This is a genomic window from Providencia sp. PROV267 (genome assembly GCF_028477825.1).
In the GTDB taxonomy this organism is placed as follows: domain Bacteria; phylum Pseudomonadota; class Gammaproteobacteria; order Enterobacterales; family Enterobacteriaceae; genus Providencia; species Providencia stuartii.
In genome coordinates this window covers 76,328-94,912 of record NZ_JAMPLX010000019.1, presented here as the reverse complement: position 1 = coordinate 94,912, position 18,585 = coordinate 76,328, and the positions used below count along the sequence as shown (strand labels likewise).

At 49.1% G+C, this 18,585-nt stretch carries 20 protein-coding genes; 14 read left to right on the top strand and 6 right to left on the bottom strand.

Annotation, left to right across the window (positions count from 1 at the left end; genetic code table 11):
• Nucleotides 1–365 precede the first annotated feature (365 nt).
• The 5 genes from PR709_RS13370 (at nucleotide 366) to PR709_RS13350 (ending at nucleotide 2,190) form a co-directional block, all read left to right on the top strand.
• Nucleotides 366–620 (top strand): hypothetical protein, encoded by a 255-nt coding sequence (locus tag PR709_RS13370; RefSeq protein WP_000034358.1) that lies wholly within the window; start codon nucleotides 366–368, stop codon nucleotides 618–620.
• A 78-nt stretch (nucleotides 621–698) separates the two neighbouring features.
• Complete coding sequence (locus PR709_RS13365) at nucleotides 699–1,016, top strand: hypothetical protein (protein WP_046127285.1); 318 nt, start codon at nucleotides 699–701, stop codon at nucleotides 1,014–1,016.
• Between the two features lie 101 nt (nucleotides 1,017–1,117).
• Complete coding sequence (locus PR709_RS13360; RefSeq protein WP_046127286.1) at nucleotides 1,118–1,387, top strand: hypothetical protein; 270 nt, start codon at nucleotides 1,118–1,120, stop codon at nucleotides 1,385–1,387.
• A gap of 59 nt (nucleotides 1,388–1,446) precedes the next feature.
• The gene (locus tag PR709_RS13355; RefSeq protein WP_181382292.1) at nucleotides 1,447–1,638 is read left to right on the top strand and encodes a DUF7706 family protein; all 192 of its coding nucleotides are present in this window, start codon (nucleotides 1,447–1,449) and stop codon (nucleotides 1,636–1,638) included.
• 114 nt (nucleotides 1,639–1,752) lie between these two features.
• A complete protein-coding gene (locus PR709_RS13350; RefSeq protein WP_046127287.1) occupies nucleotides 1,753–2,190 on the top strand; it encodes a hypothetical protein in 438 nt (145 codons plus the stop codon).
• 54 nt (nucleotides 2,191–2,244) lie between these two features.
• Here PR709_RS13350 and PR709_RS13345 read toward each other — a convergent pair whose 3' ends face one another.
• The 3 genes from PR709_RS13345 to PR709_RS13335 all read right to left on the bottom strand — a co-directional run bounded on the left by PR709_RS13345 (nucleotide 2,245) and on the right by PR709_RS13335 (nucleotide 3,845).
• Nucleotides 2,245–2,403 (bottom strand): hypothetical protein, encoded by a 159-nt coding sequence (locus tag PR709_RS13345; RefSeq protein ID WP_165900089.1) that lies wholly within the window; start codon nucleotides 2,401–2,403, stop codon nucleotides 2,245–2,247.
• A 135-nt stretch (nucleotides 2,404–2,538) separates the two neighbouring features.
• Entirely contained in the window at nucleotides 2,539–2,973 is a 435-nt protein-coding gene (locus PR709_RS13340) for a hypothetical protein (protein ID WP_040552123.1), read from the bottom strand.
• Complete coding sequence (locus PR709_RS13335; protein WP_046127288.1) at nucleotides 2,970–3,845, bottom strand: hypothetical protein; 876 nt, start codon at nucleotides 3,843–3,845, stop codon at nucleotides 2,970–2,972. The genes PR709_RS13340 and PR709_RS13335 overlap by 4 nt, the downstream gene beginning before the upstream one ends.
• A 170-nt stretch (nucleotides 3,846–4,015) precedes the next feature.
• Between PR709_RS13335 and PR709_RS13330 the strand changes: the two genes are divergently transcribed.
• The 3 genes from PR709_RS13330 to PR709_RS13320 are packed head-to-tail and all read left to right on the top strand — an operon-like array spanning nucleotide 4,016 to nucleotide 9,318.
• On the top strand, nucleotides 4,016–5,509 hold the full coding sequence (locus PR709_RS13330; RefSeq protein WP_369507635.1) for a conjugal transfer protein TraH: 1,494 nt from the start codon (nucleotides 4,016–4,018) through the stop codon (nucleotides 5,507–5,509).
• A 12-nt stretch (nucleotides 5,510–5,521) separates the two neighbouring features.
• The gene (locus tag PR709_RS13325) at nucleotides 5,522–8,965 is read left to right on the top strand and encodes a conjugal transfer protein TraG N-terminal domain-containing protein (RefSeq protein WP_272570927.1); all 3,444 of its coding nucleotides are present in this window, start codon (nucleotides 5,522–5,524) and stop codon (nucleotides 8,963–8,965) included.
• Nucleotides 8,962–9,318: a hypothetical protein gene (locus PR709_RS13320; RefSeq protein WP_046127291.1), complete on the top strand. Its 357-nt coding sequence runs from the start codon at nucleotides 8,962–8,964 to the stop codon at nucleotides 9,316–9,318. The genes PR709_RS13325 and PR709_RS13320 overlap by 4 nt, the downstream gene beginning before the upstream one ends.
• Nucleotides 9,319–9,368: 50 nt before the next feature.
• On the opposite strand, the gene PR709_RS13315 is transcribed toward PR709_RS13320, so the two are convergent.
• Complete coding sequence (locus tag PR709_RS13315) at nucleotides 9,369–9,629, bottom strand: hypothetical protein (protein WP_046127292.1); 261 nt, start codon at nucleotides 9,627–9,629, stop codon at nucleotides 9,369–9,371.
• 171 nt (nucleotides 9,630–9,800) lie between these two features.
• Between PR709_RS13315 and PR709_RS13310 the strand changes: the two genes are divergently transcribed.
• The 6 genes from PR709_RS13310 (at nucleotide 9,801) to PR709_RS13285 (ending at nucleotide 15,770) form a co-directional block, all read left to right on the top strand.
• Complete coding sequence (locus tag PR709_RS13310; RefSeq protein WP_040552119.1) at nucleotides 9,801–9,989, top strand: hypothetical protein; 189 nt, start codon at nucleotides 9,801–9,803, stop codon at nucleotides 9,987–9,989.
• Between the two features lie 2 nt (nucleotides 9,990–9,991).
• Complete coding sequence (locus PR709_RS13305; RefSeq protein WP_040552118.1) at nucleotides 9,992–10,534, top strand: FlhC family transcriptional regulator; 543 nt, start codon at nucleotides 9,992–9,994, stop codon at nucleotides 10,532–10,534.
• 86 nt (nucleotides 10,535–10,620) lie between these two features.
• Nucleotides 10,621–13,410, top strand: coding sequence for a conjugal transfer mating pair stabilization protein TraN (traN, locus tag PR709_RS13300; protein ID WP_272570926.1), 2,790 nt, complete (start codon nucleotides 10,621–10,623; stop codon nucleotides 13,408–13,410).
• Nucleotides 13,411–13,586: 176 nt separating this feature from the next.
• Nucleotides 13,587–13,805, top strand: coding sequence for a helix-turn-helix transcriptional regulator (locus tag PR709_RS13295; RefSeq protein ID WP_080341940.1), 219 nt, complete (start codon nucleotides 13,587–13,589; stop codon nucleotides 13,803–13,805).
• 219 nt (nucleotides 13,806–14,024) lie between these two features.
• The gene (locus tag PR709_RS13290; RefSeq protein ID WP_272570925.1) at nucleotides 14,025–15,266 is read left to right on the top strand and encodes a replication initiation protein; all 1,242 of its coding nucleotides are present in this window, start codon (nucleotides 14,025–14,027) and stop codon (nucleotides 15,264–15,266) included.
• A gap of 135 nt (nucleotides 15,267–15,401) precedes the next feature.
• Nucleotides 15,402–15,770 carry a helix-turn-helix domain-containing protein gene (locus tag PR709_RS13285; RefSeq protein ID WP_040552116.1) on the top strand — a complete coding sequence of 123 codons (369 nt, stop codon included), beginning with the start codon at nucleotides 15,402–15,404 and terminating at the stop codon, nucleotides 15,768–15,770.
• On the opposite strand, the gene PR709_RS13280 is transcribed toward PR709_RS13285, so the two are convergent.
• A complete protein-coding gene (locus PR709_RS13280; RefSeq protein ID WP_272570924.1) occupies nucleotides 15,767–16,981 on the bottom strand; it encodes a site-specific integrase in 1,215 nt (404 codons plus the stop codon). The genes PR709_RS13285 and PR709_RS13280 overlap by 4 nt on opposite strands.
• A gap of 202 nt (nucleotides 16,982–17,183) precedes the next feature.
• Nucleotides 17,184–18,548, bottom strand: a complete 1,365-nt coding sequence (gene mnmE, locus PR709_RS13275; protein WP_004924119.1) for a tRNA uridine-5-carboxymethylaminomethyl(34) synthesis GTPase MnmE — start codon at nucleotides 18,546–18,548, stop codon at nucleotides 17,184–17,186.
• Nucleotides 18,549–18,585: the final 37 nt, after the last annotated feature.

The following is an 18,585-nucleotide window of genomic DNA, read 5'->3' as shown; positions in this document are numbered from 1 at the left end:
CTTGCGAACCCGAGCCAGGCGAAAGATACCCAGGATCACCAACAACACAAGTGCCATACCTGGATTATGGGCAGCGACAACCAGCCCCAGGATGAGCAGAATCATAAGCCCTATATTTGCCAGATGCCGCATCAACTTCTCCCTCTACAAAGTTCCTGCATCTCAAATATTGACCTATGCGCCCAAAAAGGGCAGTTCCAGCGAGTATCCCCTGACGCCTTGGCTGTTACAGTGTTCACAACTTCAGCCTCTGGCTGAGTGAGCGCGATAGCTGGTCGCCAAAAACAAACAGCAAACTTAAATCCTTCCCTTAACCGGGGGTTCTCCGGTTAAGGGAGAACCCTCAAAGAAATTTGAGGTGTTGTATGTCAAAAATCGAAGTTAACGGTCTGATTCTGCCACTTAATGATGCGCATGTTCATCAACGGCGTGGGGTAACAGCCGCTAGAACTGAATCTGGCGAACCACTTCATATCACCGTATTGCGGTGTCTTGATGGTCGTCATACGAAAACTTACTGCGGATTAGCGAGAGCTGATAACTCAGAAGACTTCGTGAAAATCATGGAATGGGGTGACAAATTTGAGCCAATCGTGGATTGGTTCAATACCGTCCAATAAGTCCTTTCCTATCCCGTAACCGGGGTTCACCGGTTACGCGGTGTAGCCCCTTCAATTCCAAATTAATTGGAGGTGTTTATGTACTTTTCCACTTTCGTTTTGATCATGATTGTTACCGTTGGCGTCATTGCTTTCGGAGCTTCCATCGTTGCCAAGCTATTAAACGCGGCGTCGATGGCGGTATATCGATCCTTGAGAAAAACGCGGCCCGTACGGGTCGTCAGTCCGCTGGCTACTGTCAGCAAGTCATTGAACGGAGAATGGTTGAGAGCTACCTCCGGTAGCAATCAATCCGGCGTTTTCGATGCCATCGAAAACGCGCCGCTAGAAGGGGAACTGGTTGCTGAGCGAGCTGCAATATCTTCCAACAAGAAGTTCTTGTCGGCCAAGGTGTGAATAACCTTTCAGAACGATAGCCCTTTTTATCTTAAATCACCCTGCCGGGTACTTTGCCCGGTTGGGCTAAGTCTCGGCTTTTAAACTCTTGGAGAATGAAAATGCTGGGACAAACTCAAAAAGAAATCCATCAATTCGACGTATGTGGCCGCGTGTATTACCGCGAGGTCAATTACACCGGGAAAGAAGGCGAGTTGGTGGCAGAAACGGTGGAGGCCTTATCCCATGACGAGGCGGAAACCGTGTTTCGAAATAATCTGGTTGAACACGCTCGCGAGTTCAACCTGACCGTGGATCGAGTCGAAATCACTTTCACTATCGATTTGACGATTGCTGAAAGTGATAGCGATGAACCGTTTTTAGTCCATTAATCGGAAAACCCTCTGGGGAAGCCCTGGGGGTTTCCCCTCCTGTTGTTTAAGGAGGAAAAATGGAAGACACCATCACAATCACCACTGAGTTATCTGATCGCCATGCCTGGGCTTTGGCTCAACTCTTAAAACGTATCGGCTGGAACGAGGTTCGGATCAATGCGGTGGATGACGATGATGCGTATCTGATGAGAGAGGCTTTATCTGCATTGCAGAAGAGTCTTGCTGAATCGGGATACGCGCCTCGATAAAAACTCTGACAGAACGCTTGGATTGTCCAAAATGGGCAGATCCAGCGTCTTTGCAGAGCCAATTGGATTGATATTATTTATCCAATTTAACAACCCTTCGAAAGGAGAATGAAAATGACTAAATGTGATCATGTTAATATTGAAAACATGAAGAAAGCTGTTCAAGCATTGAACCGCGCAATTGATGCTGATATTGATGAACGGGTCGTTCAAGCACTTGAATCGGAAGATGTTATTGATATTGGTGTCATTGTTGATAAAAACGGAAATCCTGGCATTGGTAATGGCTTGCCGTTTGATGTCTACACCTGTAAGGATGATGCTACGTTGGTCGCTACGGCGCTAAATGAGGTAGATGCTTTCCTGCTGTCGCTTACTGATAACCCAGGCCAGCAGGAACGTCGTTCTGATTATCAGGTTCAACAAGACACAATCCTCGCCATTGTTAACAATTTTACCGATGTTGATTTGGAGAATGTACCAAGCTTAGTGGTAGGTAATATCCAAGAAGCTAAACGGGGGCTTGAGGACGCTATACAACGTTTGTCGTAATAGCTACTTTAGTTCGACGGGAACAATCAAAGGGCCAGCTCGTCTGGCCCTTTGTTATTCTTGGGAAGAGGAAACGTCTGAATCAGCTTTATGATCCTGTTTGGCCGTTGTCTGCTTATCCACGATGCGGAGCATCTCTGATGCCTTGAGTTTGGCCTCGGCTACAACTTCGGTTTTCTCCTGCTCCAGGAGCTGCTCTAGTGTTCTTGCCACTGGAATATACCGTTTAATGATGTAAAGTTAGAGTATAGAACCGAATGATTGGGAGAGCTAGATGGACGCTTTTACAATAGGAATGCTGAGCTTACTGGCATTTTTTACTGTGGTGACTTTTGGAAGTTTGTACCTCTATAACAAATCCCGTAAAAACGGTACTGAGTAATCGTTGCGTTCAGGAACTTTCACATGTGAAAGTTTTCCATCGGTCATGGCAGCAACTATCTCTTCGTCCATCTTGATGTCTACCATAGGCTCTCCCTTATAAGTGAACCGTGACCACTTAGTCGTTTGAAACACACCATGAGGTACCTCGTCATCATCTCCCAACCAAGTGCGTAGTCGGAGATCGACAACCCAATCACCATCTCCCTCCAGTTTTACCCAGCAATGCGGCGCTACCAGGTCGCCACGTTTCTCGTCTTTCACATAGCCTATGAAGCACCGGTGGGGAATGCCGCCTTTCCGAAGCAGGTGGCTGATCACATACGTCATGCCATCACAGTAGAGGCCGGTCTCCTCCAAATGAAGCAGACCGATCTCCAGGGCATCATGCCACACGCTCATCCTTGATCCGGCGTGATGAATAGTTCGGCCTTCCCTGTTGTCAGGATCACCGGTGCCGTGTAGCCGTCAGTATCCAGCTTTTGCGATGCAACAAAGATGAATGCCCAGGATGGAAGCTCATAGCTGATGCCTGCAAGCAACTGGTTCTTGTCCAAGTTGGAACCTTTGGGGATGTTCACCTTTATGCGGGAGTAATCCGCTTCATCATTTGCGTAGAAGCCATAGCCATTTTGCCCGGCCATCAGGAAATCAGGCACTTTTCGTGGCTCTTCCGTGGGGGCATACACGGTCGTGGCCACGTAACAGGATTGGTCATAGTCTCGATTGGCACTTTCCCAGTCAGGGCAACCATGTTCGGGATCGACAATTCGCACCGAGGAAAAAATGTACTCCGACATTAGAGGAAAGTCCTGATGCAGGTTCCTGTTATCGACAACATATTTGACATTCGCTTTCCGTAAGGTCTTCTCTATACCATCGAGCAGAGTACTCGACATCAGTTCCCAGGCTTCTCTGGCATTACCTGCTTTTGTTTCCGGAAGCCAGCCAAATACGCTGTCTCGCTCCATAACGCCCTGTGGTGCAAAGGCACTGGTCAACACGCCCAAGCCCAATGACTTGCCCCAGTTCAATCCAAGCCCATGTCCGGAATTGAACAGCAGTGCGTCACCCGAGACATCCCATCCCTTGCTGATAACACTGTCTCGCTGATCCCTTGGGATGTCGTAATCTCTTGCGTCGTAGAGGCCTCCGGCCTGGGCCAAGTTGTAGGCGCGGCTATGGTCTCCCTTGTATTGGTAGCTGTTTGTCGTCGTTGCGCAGCCTGAGGCCAGTCCGGCAGCAAGAATTATTGCGGTTAGTTTCTTCGTCATTGAGGTTTCTCCTATGCAATGGGATTAGGTTGCCATAGGTTCTTCAAAACGCAATAACATGCAGGCATCTTCTTGAAAAAAATGGAAATATGTTCTGAACGTACAAAGTTAATGAGGTTTATCTACATTTAGTAAGAGGATGCCCAAAATGGACACTTACAGCGTTCGGTTTGCCGATTATCGGTGGTTACTCTGGAGCCAACGACTATCCGCAAATTGAGGTTGAAATGAGTCATAAGAAAAAGTCCTTAAAGATACTTCTTGTCTCTCTTTCCGTTACAGCGACCTTGGCATCTGCCAACGTTGCCGCAAATGGACTACAGGCACAGATGGACAAGCTATTTAACGAGATGAGCAACACTACTCCACCAGGCGTTTACGAGACTCAGCGCCGAGGGGTGATCTCTGGGGGGCGATTAACATCCAAAACGAAGATATTCGATGAAAACCTAGTGAGTTTCGCACCTCCTTCTTGGAAGGCTGGATGTGGTGGTGTGGATTTATTTGGTGGGTCTTTATCTTTTGTTAACGCTGATCAGATTGTTCAGTTAATGAGGGCCGTTGCGGCAAATGCGAAGGGTTATGCGTTCCAGCTTGCTCTCGATAATGTTTTCCCAGACGGGGCTAAATGGATTGAGAACTTCCAGAAGAAAGTTCAGGAGCTCAATCAACACTTAAGTAATTCCTGTCAGCTTGCGCAAGGGCTTGTGACCAATCCCGCGTCGTCGCTGGATGTTGCACAAAAAACAGGGGGAATTATTAAGTCGGCAGCAATAGGTTTATATGAGGATATATTCTCGGCAACCAGCGAAAAGGATGGCGTATCTGCTCCGGAAACGACCAAGCAAAATGCACCGCAAGAATATGAAAAGCAAATTGGGAACATTCTTTGGAAGCAATTTAAGAAGAATGGTGCCGCATCATGGTTTCAGTATGGAGACAATACATTGCTGGAAGCAATCATGTCATTGACCGGAACTGTTATCATTGGAGATCTTATAGATGATCCTAACTCCTCTAGTTCCGGGTCGAAAACCAATCCCATCCAATCTCTTCCCGGAAATAAAATTACGCTTAGCGATCTCATCTTTGGCGGAACAGTAGAAATCTATTCTTGTGGTAGCGACACGAATAACTGTCTTGAGGCTGGTTCTGGAGGCTCTGGCACCAAATCAGTAGAGCTGAAGGGAATCAAAAATAAGATTACCGACATGCTGTTGGGAACGAGTTCCACGCCTGGCGTCATCTACAAGTATGCGACAAACTCCGGAACACTCACCGGGGCAGAAAAGGCTTTTGTTTCCAATCTCCCCAATGGCGTAGGCACCATTATCCGAAACCTGTCGGTTCTCTCCCGCGATGGCGCGACGCTGTTCGCCACGGAATCTTCAGGAGCCATCGCCTTGACCATGATGTACAGCTTTACAGAAGAGTTCTTCCGGGCTGCCCGTATCTCCTTGGCGAACAGTGAATCTCCTTACAAGAAGGAGGCGCTGGAACTATTGTCACAGTCTCAGCAACAAGTCCGTTCTGAATACGCCGTCTTGTCATCCCAGTACGGAGATCTGGCCCGCCAGATAGAAAAATACAACAGTCTTCTGGACAACATCCGTAAGCAAAAATACATGCTTGCTACTTTGTCCAATCCTCCCAGCACGAACTAAGGGAGAATTGACATGGGAGCTTTTTCAATTCATTCGATCGGTGACTCCGCATTTCTGGAGCAAATCCTGATTGCGGTATCCATGATTACTGGTACCGGGGACTTCGAGAAAATGGTCAGCATTGGCTTGTTACTCGGAGTGCTCATCATTTGTATTCAGTCTGTCTTTCAGGGGGCTCGACAGATCAACTTCCAGCAGGTTTTGCTGGGATGGCTCATCTATGCCTGTTCTTTTGGGCCCACAACGACCGTGACTATTGAAGACGCCTATACAGGCGAGGTGCGTGTCGTTGCCAACGTCCCGCTATTGGTTGGCTTTGCGGGGGGGATGATCTCCAATGTTGGGTACACCATTACCAACCTTTTCGAGACCGGATATGGGGTTATCGTACCTAACGTCACGGAAAGCCACTTCTCGGAGACTTTGAAGCTGCTGAATGATGTTCGCAGAAGAGCTTATGATACCGGAGTCTTCACCGCCCTCAATGCTGCCAATGGCGGTGGATACGTAGATGTTCGCCTTTCCTGGAACAACTACATCCGAGAATGCACTCTAACCAAGGTTGATCTCAGATTGATGTCCTTGGATGAACTCATGAATCGTCCCACAGACACAGCGCTTCGGTTTAACTCACAACTTTATGGGACTCGTCTTTATCTCTCGGTATCTAACCCCGATGGAGCCGATTACACCTGTACTGACGGGTGGGTCGCCATCAGTAACGCCACTGAAAACCTGAATAGCCCTGTGGTGGTTGATGCCTTGAACAACTTGCTGGGAATCGATACCAGTGCCGGCGATGACGCCATCACCAAAATCGGCGATTCGCTGCAAGCCATGGGAGCTTCGACAACATCATCCATCGATTATTTGAAGGCTGCCGTGCTGGAACCCCTTTACTACGAGGCTGCCGCTGGTCGCTATCAGGACTTACAGGACTACGGCTCCGCGCTGATGATTAACCAGGCCATTCAGCAGAGGAATACCCAGTGGGCGGCGGAACAGTCCATGTTCATGACGGTGGTTCGCCCAATGTTGACCTTCTTCGAAGGGTTCATCTACGCCATCACGCCGATCATTGCCTTTATCATCGTAATGGGGAGTTTTGGTCTCCAACTGGCGGGCAAATATGTACAGACCATCCTTTGGATTCAGCTTTGGATGCCAGTTCTGTCCATTATCAACTTGTTTGTTCACACGGCGGCATCCAAGGAGATGTCCAGCCTGAGTAGCTCCGGGCTGGACTCTATGTATGCGCTGTCATCGACAGGTGACGTGCTGCAACACTGGATCGCAACGGGTGGGATGTTGGCCGCTGCTACGCCGATCATTTCCTTGTTCATCGTCACTGGTAGCACCTATGCCTTTACCAGCCTAGCCTCGCGCATCAACGGCGGCGACCACGTAAACGAGAAAATGCAAACGCCTGATCTTCTGCAGCAAGATCCGGTAATGAAAGGCCAACCGGCGTTCTCGTATAACCAGTTCAGTGGTGCCATGGCCTCAGGAGCTGAGTCGCTTGTCGATAAGGTGAACATCGGACAAACCCTGAGTTCAGTGGTTAGCAGCAGCCAGGCCGCATCTGCCCAAGCTACGCGGAATTTCTCCGAACAGCTATCAAACTCGGTTTTCTCCGGGGCATCGGCTGAACAGAGCTACGCCAGGTTGCAGGGGTTGGGCCAAACTCTTAGGGCATCCGATTCGAGTCAGGCCAAGGCAATTTACGGTCAGGCTCAGGATTACGCACGACAGTACGGTTTGTCCGAAACACATACTGATGCCATAGCTGGTGCCATAGCTATGAAGGCTTCAGGATCAGTTGATGCAGGTAAGCTTGCTGCGGTGATTGGTGGGCCAATAGGTCGAATCGCTGCGAAGTCAGGAGCAGTTGGCAAAGACGCACCATTGAAAGTACAGGGAGATGTTTCGGGATCTGCTGAGTCCAGAACGATGGATCAGCGTCAGCAACTGACCACGGATCTGGATAAACTGGCAAAGAATTTGGGCTTTTCCAAGGATGATTCCGCAGCGTTGACCCAAGATCTGGCGCGACAAACCAACACCGAGTCAGGCCAGCGGTTCACCAATTCATTGGGTGAGGAACAACGCGAGCAACTTTCCCAATCCGCGACACAAGCCGTTAGCGCTCAAAATACGTATCAGCGCCTTTCCTCCGCTCAAAGTTCAATTGGCACGGCTAGTCAAATGGATATGCGGGCATTGGCGGCCTCTACCGTCGGTAGTCCAGCCGCAAGCACCTTGTTACAGAATGGAATGCGTTTGGCGTCGCCGGAGACTCGTCAGGCCGCTGCCGAAAAAGCACGGTTCTATCAGGCATTGGGGATGGATTCCGCGCAGGCGTTAGCCGGTGGGCAAATTTACGCGCTTTTGAACTCCGGCAAGGGAGCCGAGCAGACTGTTGCGGCTGAGACCATCTCGGCTGCTACAGGTGGTGTCGTCACTCAGGGTGTGGGGCGGTTTAACGAGAACCAGTTGCTTGTCCAGCAAGCTCCGGCAATCACAGGTCTTTCTAATACCCCGAAACTCCAAGACCCAAGTCGTATGACGCAGGGACAGCGCACTAAGGCAGAAAGCCGCGTGCCAGGTGAGGATGTCGTATTCCAGCAGCATGACAAGAATATGAGCCGAGTACAGGTCGTTCATGCCAATCAAAAGGAGTCGTTCCAGGATGAGCGATTGGGGTCACTGAGAACGCAGATAATGAACTCCAATGTAGAACCATCCACCGCATCCAATATCTTTGCTTCGTCTGAAGGGGCTGGTCGATTCTTCGACAAGATCGTTGGCGGCTCAGGGGCGGCCATGGATGGATTCTCAAATGACTTTGCCAACTCGATGAACCAACTGGCACGGATGACGCCTGAGCAGCGTGATCAGTTTATTGCCGACGCACACAAGGGAGATCAGTACATCAAAGATCAGTACGGCCTTCCAGGATTCTTGGCTACTGGTGCGGCCAACCTGGGTAGGGACATTATCGGAGCAGGCGTATCCGGTTTCTATGCAGCCAAGGAATGGCTCACTGGAAAATCGGATCTATCCGAGGCGGCCAAGGGCATGTCGGTTCGCGAGCGTGGAATGTTCTTCGCGGCAGCGCTTGCTAGCGCGAGCGAAGCAGGTGCAGAGCATGCAGAGGCCTTTGTGCAGCAGTACGGAGATGAGTTTCGTAATTTGGCCATGCAAACCGCGATACAAGAGCATGGTCTCCATTCGGATGCGGGTGCACGGTTGTTTGCATCGTCCATACTGGGCGCAAGTGATGGAAAGGAGCAGGAATATCGGGCTCAACTCCGGCGTGAAATGGGGGATGACGCCTTGGCAAACAAAACAGCGGATATCATTGAGTCAGCTGCTGGAGCCGGACGAGAGCAGGCCGGGGGGTATCTGGCACCAGTTTCGCGCTATTTTGCAGTTAAGCAAGGAGGTGGTTCGTGAATACGGCACTGGTCCAACTGAAACTTCGGGAACGCCAGCTTCAGGACGAACTGGAACAGGTATGGGCAAGCATGGATAGCCTGCTGGAAGCTCATGAAGTGTGCGGTCCTATTACTCCGACCTTAGTCATCAATACACTGAAACTGATGATGCTGGAAGGATACGGGGATTGGCTTGTAACTCCAGTGGAGCGAGCTGCTGATGCCCTGGTGACCAGCGCTGAAGCCTTAAAGGTCGCCAGTAGGGAAACAGGTATTTGTCAGCATTTATTGAGAGGATGGCTTAGTCGAGCCCAGCGCCACCCTGCACTGGCTTGCAGGGATGGCAAACTAATCCTTCGAGTTGAAGGTTAATCACCGGCGGGGAAGACTGACAGGAAAGACGCTGCGTAACGCAAGTTCTTTCAATAAGGTATTCCCCGCCAGTCAGACCCTGTATCCGAAGCATCAGGAATGGGAAGACTAACGTCTTCCTGGTCATCAAAGTTAACCGATTCCTGAAAATTGACACCTTGTGAACCCGCGTCTCTGGGATGTCTATTCGCAAAAATGGCGATAAGAATAGTTAATGGAATTAAGGACAAAATAAGCCCTCCGTTTCCAGCAATTTTGTATGCAGCGAACAAAGTTGCCAGCACTATGCTCCATCCAAATATACGTTTCATATTGAATACCTCCGGTCATTCTATGACCAATATTTCATTATTACCTGAAACTGCAAGTCTTCAAAGTATCAAAAAATGATACTGTAAAAAAACACAGTGCTTGGCATTGCATATCTGAACTTTCGTGATAGAAAGGAATTGAAACCCTAGTTTTATCGTAGGAGATATGTGATGAAGAACACCAAGAAAAACAAACTGGTCTGGTTCGTTGCCGCCCTCTTTTCCTTGTCTATCGCGTCGCTGATTACGCTTGACGGGGTGGAGCGAAGCGATTGGCTTTACGCGGCAGCTCTTCCAATAGTGATTGCAGCGTTGTGGATGCAATACCGAAATTTGTTCGCCAATAGCAAGGAAGCCTGACAATGGAGAAAAGCACGGATTATAAATCAGGGTGGCTAGGCCGATGGATAGCTGCACGCCACATGGCCTTGGCTGGCTACATCACCAAAATCATCATGATCGAGACGGGACTGACGTACAAACAGGTACGCAGGTTATATCAGGACATCGAAAACGACGGATACGAGCTGGAGCGCAGATCACGTACCTTCCGTGGCGGGGCCACGCTTATTCACAGTCACACCTCCAAGATTCAGGCGTCACTGCTGATGCAGCTTTACCGCAATATTGGTGGTGAGGACGTAATCAGATCGATTGATATCAAAGCCTTGAACAAGGCATTTCGTATGTATCACGCTATTCGCAAGGAAGTTCCTGGTATGAAAGGAGCTCGATGGGCTCCTTTCGATATCACTGATGCCTGGTGTTTGGCATCTGAGCTCAGATGTGGTGATGCAATGCTTGAGCAGTGCGATAATTGTGAATGCACGTACTTTACCTCGGTCAACCAAAGGACCTGCGTCGAGTGTCCTTTTTGCGTCGCCGATAAGAGTAAAGCCGCGTGATTTTCCGCAATTGGGCAGTTTGGCGTAGGAGGTTTATTACTTCAGCCGAATAGCATAGCTCTCAAGATTTTATTGAGAGCTATGCTATGAGAAACCAAACACTCTTCATGAGAATAGTGGCCTTGCTGCTGACGGTCACAATGTCGATGCTGCCGATCCATACATACGCCACCGACGGTCAGAATCCGGATATTTCCTCTGTTGGGAAAGAAGCTCAGACCTTTGGGCAGGACCTAGCCAATTCGTTCAGAGCCAACTCGGGTTCGGTCCAAAACGGCACGATCTCGATGCCGACGCTGAAAGACGGTCAATTCCAGATGAATGGTGGAAGCCAGATCAATGTGAATGACCTGTTTCCCGGTACCAGCGGTGGTGACGGTCAACCCGATAGCTACTATTTCCCGGATGCCAACAAACCCGATGTTGACATGCTCCAGGGTATTTATGATTCCGGCGACGATATGGACGACGTGGGCAACAGCGCCAAGGGGGCTCTTTGGTCCGACGCGAATAGCGCCGATCCATCCATCTCAGGCGCTGCCTACAAAGTACTCCTCGATGCAGCTAACCGCTCACGTCCAGATTTCAGTAAGGACCCGATACTGAACTTGAGCAAAAAGACCTACGAGGACATGGACCTCATTGCTGATGGGTTTGGAGATTGCTCTGCCGAAACAACCATCAGCCAGAACGCTATCAATACTCATGTTCCTGAGTATGAGCGATGCCAGCGCGTTGTTGACCAAAGCGCTGATTGCGAAGTGGTTCATGATTACGATGCCTCTGTAGTGAAGCACTATGACGGTCCATACAACCTCAAGTCTTGTGGCGAAGGATGTACAGAGCTCTGGATTGGTAAAGTCGGGGATGACTATTGGGCAGGTAACTGCAAAATCTATGAGGAATACACTCGTGTCCAGGTAAGCAACCCGGACGCCATCGTTTCCGCGACGCTTGAATATGTGAAGTGGGACGACTATATGCAGGTTTGGGTCGGTAAATCCGGCCAAGAGGCTAAGGTGTGGTCTGGCCCGAATGGAAACTTCCCTCCTGAAACTGCTGGTAAATGTGAGCTTTCCACGAGCTGGGAGCGGAACCCAAATGTTGATGTCACACCCTATTTCAAGAATGTGAAAAATGGTGATGTCGTTACATTCAAGATCCGGGTTTCAGTAACCGGGGAAGGTGAAGGCTATGGCCGCATTAAGCTCCGTTATGACCCATCCAAAGCCATTACCAAGGATGAATGGTCCCCGCAGAGCTGTATGGATTCGGCCAAGGGCGTAGCCGACGGATTTGCTCAAGGGGAAATTACCTGCATTGATAACCCGACCGATACTACTGGCTGCACTGTTATCAATGGCATCAAGGTTTGTGAATCACAACTCAAGCCGTCACCCCTGCCAGGCATTCCAAAGCTCTGCAAAAAGGTGCGGGTCAAAGCTGACTACGACTTCTACAAAGGGCAAATGGACTGCTGGACCGATCCCCAGGGGGAAACTCATTGCCCGGTCAACTCGGGCGGTAATCTCAATAGCTGTACTGAATTCGAGAATAACCCGCAGTGCGGTTTTATCAGCTCTAAGTGCGTGGATGGGGCCAAGGGCGCATCCGGTACCTGCTATGTGCATGAAGATACCTACGATTGCGGCTCCGATGTGGCTGTGCCAACGCTTGAAAAGGAGACCGAGTACCAGTGTGGAGGGCCTATCCGCTGCATGGGGGATGATTGTCTCGATGTGTCAAAGACCCAAAGCACTGACTTTGCCCGTGCCACAGCTCTTCTCAATGCGGCTCAGTTTATGACCCAGGATATGAGCTGTACTGGACAAGATGGGGACAAGAATCCAACTGGTGATGAGAACGTCGTATGTTCAGCATTCGCAGGGGAGGCTGGTGAATGCAAAATAGCTGTAGGAGGTGTATCTGATTGCTGCGAGAAGCCATCTAACATTTCGCTAGCCGACTACCTTAACCTGATCATGGCAGTACCAAAGCTGGACGGTGCAGTGATGGGACTCCAGAACGGTAATTCAATCAAAGGCGCTTACCAGATCCTGCGTGAGCCCGTCTTACAAGGCTGGACCGAAATAACCAAACCTTTCACCAGCTATATCGAGAATATCTCCGGCGCAGTTGATTCCTTCTATCAACCGGTAGAGCAGGTTATTGATGAATTGATGGACCAACTGACCGAGCAGGTTAAAGAGGTCATGGCGGACATCATGAAAGGACTTGGGCAGGATGCTGCCACTCAGGAGGCGGCTGCCGGAGGCGCTGGTAAGATGGCTCAGGAAGGAATGATGGAAAGCGCTGCCACTTGGCTGAGCACAGCGATGACAATATATACGGTCTATGTCGTGGCGATGGTCATGATCCAGATGGTTTACAAATGCGAGGAAGATGAGTTCACCATGAACGCCAAGAGGGCTCTCAAGAACTGCTCCTATGTCGGCTCGTACTGCAAGTCGAAAGTTCTTGGTGCTTGTGTCGAGAAGCGAGAGGCATACTGCTGCTTCAACTCGCCCTTGTCTCGTATCATCCAAGAGCAAGTTCGGCCTCAACTGGGTCAGTCCTTTGGTGATCCGAAGAACCCTCAGTGTGGTGGCATCCCGTTGGACAAAGTAGCAGAGATCGACTGGAGCAAGGTGAACCTAGATGAGTGGCTTGGCATCCTGCAACAGAACGGCAAGTTTCCGGACCCGAGTTCGCTAAACCTCGACAGCCTTACCGGCAACGGTAGCGACTTCAACATTGACGGTAGTCGTAAGAATACCAAGGAGAGAACACTGGAACGCTTGAACGGCATCGACGTCGATAAGGCACGGCGCGACTTGGCGTCCGAGATCTTTCCAGACTGGGATGGTAAGCAGTAGTTTGCTGTGTCGGAGGGGCCTAGAACTTTCACATGTGAAAGTTCCGGGCAGAAAGATAAGGCAAGTTTTCTTACTTTTACACCCCAAAAGGGCAACTTGAGCGCTCTGCTTTAAGCCCTAACAGATTAAGAATATCCCCATCGTATTAGCAATATCCAAGAAGATGGGGATTTCGAATGAACAGCTCACAAAATATCAATATTGGTTTAGACCATACCAACGCAGAGTTACGGCTTCTTACTATCCGAGAAGTAACTGACTTGCTCCAGATTTCTCATGTCACCCTCAATCGCCTTTCAAAAAAAGGCGACTTTCCTCGCCCGGTAAGAGTGTCTCGCCAAGTTCGTTACAGAGCCACAGAAGTTCGGGACTGGATACAGAAGAACCAGCATTAAAACAACAAACCCGGCACTGGGCCGGGTCTGGTAAGCGGTTGTTGAATGCTGATGAGTTGGCGCTCCGCAAAGCATTCAGCACATGGCTTGGGAAGCCAATGCGTATAAATAATGTACGCCATAAGTTAGCTATCTGCAACCTTGCTCGCTGGGAATTCCAGTTCAAGGTGACTTTCGACTTCCCGTGGCCGCTCAGAATCAAGCGAAGGGAAGGGTACATTGAAAGTAGCAGTTTCCACTGCCGATTCCGGTCGGTATTTTCAACAAGGTACGGCACTCCACCGGATTTTATCGGAAGCACCATACTTACCGCGATGCAGTGACAATAAAACGGCTGCCAGGATCAGGCCCCGCGAGTATGCCATCCGTTATCCCTATATGCAGGTCAATCGTCCAGGCATGGTTTCCTGGTTGGTCTTCGACCTCGATCACTCCAACCCGTTAATCTGGGAGGACGAAGGACTCCCCGCTCCCAATATCATCGTCAGTAACCGCAAGAATGGTCACCCGCACCTTTATTACGCCATTCCCCCTGTTTGCACAACCGAAAACGCCCGCTCCAAGCCTATCGCCTTCATGAAAGCCGTATACGAGGCTATGGCGGCCCGGTTGTGCGCTGATCCGTCCTACAGCGGTCCGGTCGCAAAAACACCGGGGCATCCGTGGTGGAATACCTGGGAGATCCACCATTCAATCTATGATCTGGGCGAACTGGCCGATTACGTTGATTTAGCTGTTAAGCCCTTGTGGAGCTCTGGCCCCAACCTTGATGCCGTGGCGCACTCACGGCATTGCCTGTTGTTCGAGGAGCTGCGTTTCTACGCTTATTCAATCGTCAACCGTGAACGTGAGCAGGGGAACTTTGGTTCCTTTAACCGGCTGCTGGAAGCCTACGCCTTTAATAAGAACAATTTCAGGCTTCGTGGCTTTGACATGAATCTAACAGCAGCACAGGTCAAAGCCACGGTCAAAAGCGTCGCCAGATGGACGTGGGACCGCTATACCGGCTCCAGTCGATGCCATCGGGGGATGATGCGACTTGATAGCTCCCTACCGCTGCGAGAACGTCAGAGATTGTCGGCCAAGCGTACTCATGAGGTTCGCCAGAAGTCCACGGAATCACGGATACGGGCTGCTTGCAGGCAGTTATTGCAACAGGGCTTGAAGCTTACTCAAACAGCCATAGCAAAGCTCGCCAAGCTATCCAGACAAACGGTGGCCAAGTATCGCCATATCTGCAACGAAGTCTCCGAAAGCTCAACGAATGTCATCAGCTTAGATGAGGTTGTTATGGCCCCCAAAGCTGTTAAGCATGGTGTACATCAGATACCTGCCCCCCACAGGGGCCAACAAGAATCGTCCCTCCTCGGTGGTGATTTGAAGTCAGATGACGCCAAAACTAGGGATGTTCATTCCGAAGACCTCTCAACCAGGCCCGTTGATTGGCCTTTAAAAGAATAAGCAAAACTTTCACATGTGAAAGTTCCAGAAAGTAAGCCGAGTTGTCCAAAAAGGGCACTTTCAGAGCGGAGGTTTCTCAACGGGCACCCATAAAATTGCAGTCATTGAGAGGGTTGCCAATGAAGTAGGTATGCGATGACAGCACAAGAAAGCGAACTGTTACAAAACTTGAGGAATGAGATGGCAGAGATAAAAATGTTGCTAGCTCAAGTTGTTGAGAATGCTGGGAGTGACGGCAATAAGTCGAGCTTACCACCGTCTGATAAAGAGTATCTGACTGTTGATGAGGCGGCGGCTTACATTGGAGCCAAACGTTCCTACATCTACCGTTTGACTCATGAAAAACGAGTATCGTTTACTAAACCGGGAGGGAATAGAGTTCTAATTAAACGATCAGACCTTCAGGCGTGGCTTGAAACGAACAGAGTGAAGTCCCAAGATGAAATTCATCAAGATGTTGCAGCCTATATTACAGGCTCTCGTCGTGGCCGCAGAGCATCCTAAGGGCTTGCTTGCTGACCACAGTGAGGGCAACAAGATCCTAATTCTTTTGCTTGTTCTTCAAAGATATCGGGAAAGCTCCTCATTGCTGTTACTCTGCGGCTTTCGAGAATATCTGCATAAATTTCAGTTGTTCTTAGCTCTGAGTGTCCAAGAAGCCGAGAGAGAGAATAAATATCAACACCACGGTTAAGTTGGGCTACAGCAAAGGTATGCCTACCAGCATGAAAAGTAACGTGTTTGGTTATGCCTGCTCTCATCGCCCATTGCAATAGAGCCACATTCATATAGCTATTGTACTTTAGGCCAACAAAGACTCGATCGTCAGGCCCTTCCCTATTTTGAATATTTAGAAGAGTAACCGCTGAATCTGGTAAATCCAGATATACAAGAGAATTGCCTCCGTTCTTGAGTTTTTGCTGGTCAAATATAATTCGATAATGACCGGGTTCGAATTCCTCTATTTCACTCCAAGTCAGCTTATTGATGTCGCTCCATCTCAAGCCTGTCGTGCAGCTAAAAAGAAACGCCCGCTTCAAAACATCATAGCGACACTCTGCCTTTGTCATTGCCCGAACTTCATCCAGAGTGAGATAGGTTCGTTTCGTATTTTCCGCCTTGACACTTTTTACCCGCTGGACAGGGTTATCTCTGATGATGCCTTCTCGGTATGCTTCATTCAGGGCAGCTCTGACTTTGTTGAAATAACTAGAGGCAGTGTTTTTGGCAAGTTTGGATTTAGATTTCGTTAGAGGTTCTTCCAGAAGATATTTCCTAAACCCTTCCAAGAATTTTTTATCAATTTCCTCAAAAGTAAGTTCCGCTCTCCCATGGTAGCTTCGAAGATGTTTGCCCGCTGAAACCCAAATCGAATAGTTTGAGGTGCTTCCTGACTCCTTGGTGGAAGTTAATCTGTCGTAGTATTCGTAAAAGCTCGAAGCAAGTTTTACCCGGTCTTCAAGTTGGAACTTGTTGGCGTGAGATTCAACCAGTCTGGCTGACCGCGCAGCTTCGGCCTGACGCAACATCTCTTTATTATGCTGGCGTTCTGCTTGAGTCTTTGGGCTCTGATAGACATAGAGCTCTAACGGCTCGTAGTCGCGCTTTGGTCTTTTTTTGCCATCTTCCCCTTCAACAACACCGTAGTAGTACACCAGTCTAAGTTGCTGAAGCCCTTTCGAGTTAGGATTACGCTTGTTTACTGATACCTTCATCTCTGCTCCTTTTTGCTCCCATTACTCCAAAATTCTAACCTGGGAGTAAATAGGGATCAATTTTTAGCAAAACGGAGCAAAACCATGTGAAATGTAGTAAAACCGCTTCGCAACCAAAAACAAATAATTTATATTAAAAACAATTACTTGGTTTGATGTGTTTTGAAGGGTTTTACCACGTTTCTCTGATTAATGAAGTACTTCACTTCCCGATACAGAAGCTGGAGAAAATACGGCCTAACAGGTCATCTGATGTAAATTCACCGGTGATCTCGCTCAGCTCTTGCTGTGCAAGGCGCAACTCCTCTGCAAGTAGCTCACCGGAGCGAGCAACGACCAATTGCTCATGACCTTGCGCTAAGTGCATTGCCGCTGCATCAAGGGCTTGTAGATGACGGCGACGAGCCAAAAAACCACCTTCGGTATTACTATTAAAACCCATCGTCTCTTTTAGGTGATCGCGCAACAAATCAATCCCTTTCTCTTCACGTGCAGATAGGCGAATTAATGGGTAACGAACATCTTCAACAAACTCAATTTTTTCACCTGTTTTATCCGCTTTATTGCGGATCACAGTAACAGGCAATGTTTCTGGCAGGCGTGCCATAAATTCAGGCCAAATCTCTTGAGGCTCTGTCGCATCCGTGGTGGTGCTATCAAGCATAAACAAAACTCGGTCTGCCTGTTCAATCTCTTTCCATGCTCGCTCAATACCAATACGTTCAACTTCATCACTCGCTTCACGTAAGCCCGCGGTATCAATCACGTGCAATGGCATACCATCAATATGAATATGCTCACGCAAAACATCACGTGTGGTTCCTGCAATATCAGTCACAATCGCTGCTTCACGACCTGCTAACGCATTCAATAAACTCGATTTCCCTGCATTAGGACGACCCGCAATCACCACTTTCATCCCTTCACGCAACAAGCTGCCTTGGCGAGCTTCTGAGCGCACTCGCTCTAAATCCGCTATCACGTCATCCAATTTGGCTTCAATTTTACCGTCAGAAAGAAAATCAATTTCTTCATCAGGGAAATCGATGGCAGCTTCGACATAAATACGCAATGTCGTCAATGCTTCGACCATTTGATGGATTTGTGCTGAAAATGCCCCTTGTAACGAGTTCATTGCCGAACGGGCGGCTTGCTCTGAACTTGCATCAATCAGATCTGCAATCGCCTCAGCTTGTGCTAAATCTAATTTGTCATTCAAAAATGCACGTTCAGAGAACTCACCTGGGTTAGCAATACGCACCCCATCAATCGTCAAAATACGTCTAAGTAATAAATCAAGAATGACAGGACCACCATGGCCTTGCAGTTCTAGAACATCTTCCCCTGTAAATGAGTTAGGGCCGGGGAAAAAAATGGCAATACCTTGGTCCAGTACGGTGTCATCGACGTCACGAAAAGGTAGGTAATCCGCATAACGCGGTTTTGGTAGCTTACCCAACACAGTTTGAGCAACTACAGCCGCTTTTGGGCCTGATACACGTAAAATACCGACCCCACCACGACCGGGAGGTGTTGCCTGTGCAACAATCGTATCGTTGGTTTGCATGATGTCTCTCTGTCATTCCTATAAAAAATTAAGGCGG

Bases quoted from the DNA above. Each gene is read 5' to 3' on its own strand.
- PR709_RS13370 (WP_000034358.1), top strand. From the start codon at position 366: ATGTCAAAAATCGAAGTTAACGGTCTGATTCTGCCACTTAATGATGCG.
- PR709_RS13365 (WP_046127285.1), top strand. From the start codon at position 699: ATGTACTTTTCCACTTTCGTTTTGATCATGATTGTTACCGTTGGCGTC.
- PR709_RS13360 (WP_046127286.1), top strand. From the start codon at position 1,118: ATGCTGGGACAAACTCAAAAAGAAATCCATCAATTCGACGTATGTGGC.
- PR709_RS13355 (WP_181382292.1), top strand. From the start codon at position 1,447: ATGGAAGACACCATCACAATCACCACTGAGTTATCTGATCGCCATGCC.
- PR709_RS13350 (WP_046127287.1), top strand. From the start codon at position 1,753: ATGACTAAATGTGATCATGTTAATATTGAAAACATGAAGAAAGCTGTT.
- PR709_RS13340 (WP_040552123.1), bottom strand. From the start codon at position 2,973: ATGAGCGTGTGGCATGATGCCCTGGAGATCGGTCTGCTTCATTTGGAG.
- PR709_RS13335 (WP_046127288.1), bottom strand. From the start codon at position 3,845: ATGACGAAGAAACTAACCGCAATAATTCTTGCTGCCGGACTGGCCTCA.
- PR709_RS13325 (WP_272570927.1), top strand. From the start codon at position 5,522: ATGGGAGCTTTTTCAATTCATTCGATCGGTGACTCCGCATTTCTGGAG.
- PR709_RS13315 (WP_046127292.1), bottom strand. From the start codon at position 9,629: ATGAAACGTATATTTGGATGGAGCATAGTGCTGGCAACTTTGTTCGCT.
- PR709_RS13310 (WP_040552119.1), top strand. From the start codon at position 9,801: ATGAAGAACACCAAGAAAAACAAACTGGTCTGGTTCGTTGCCGCCCTC.
- PR709_RS13305 (WP_040552118.1), top strand. From the start codon at position 9,992: ATGGAGAAAAGCACGGATTATAAATCAGGGTGGCTAGGCCGATGGATA.
- traN (WP_272570926.1), top strand. From the start codon at position 10,621: ATGAGAAACCAAACACTCTTCATGAGAATAGTGGCCTTGCTGCTGACG.
- PR709_RS13295 (WP_080341940.1), top strand. From the start codon at position 13,587: ATGAACAGCTCACAAAATATCAATATTGGTTTAGACCATACCAACGCA.
- PR709_RS13285 (WP_040552116.1), top strand. From the start codon at position 15,402: ATGACAGCACAAGAAAGCGAACTGTTACAAAACTTGAGGAATGAGATG.
- PR709_RS13280 (WP_272570924.1), bottom strand. From the start codon at position 16,981: ATGAAGGTATCAGTAAACAAGCGTAATCCTAACTCGAAAGGGCTTCAG.
- mnmE (WP_004924119.1), bottom strand. From the start codon at position 18,548: ATGCAAACCAACGATACGATTGTTGCACAGGCAACACCTCCCGGTCGT.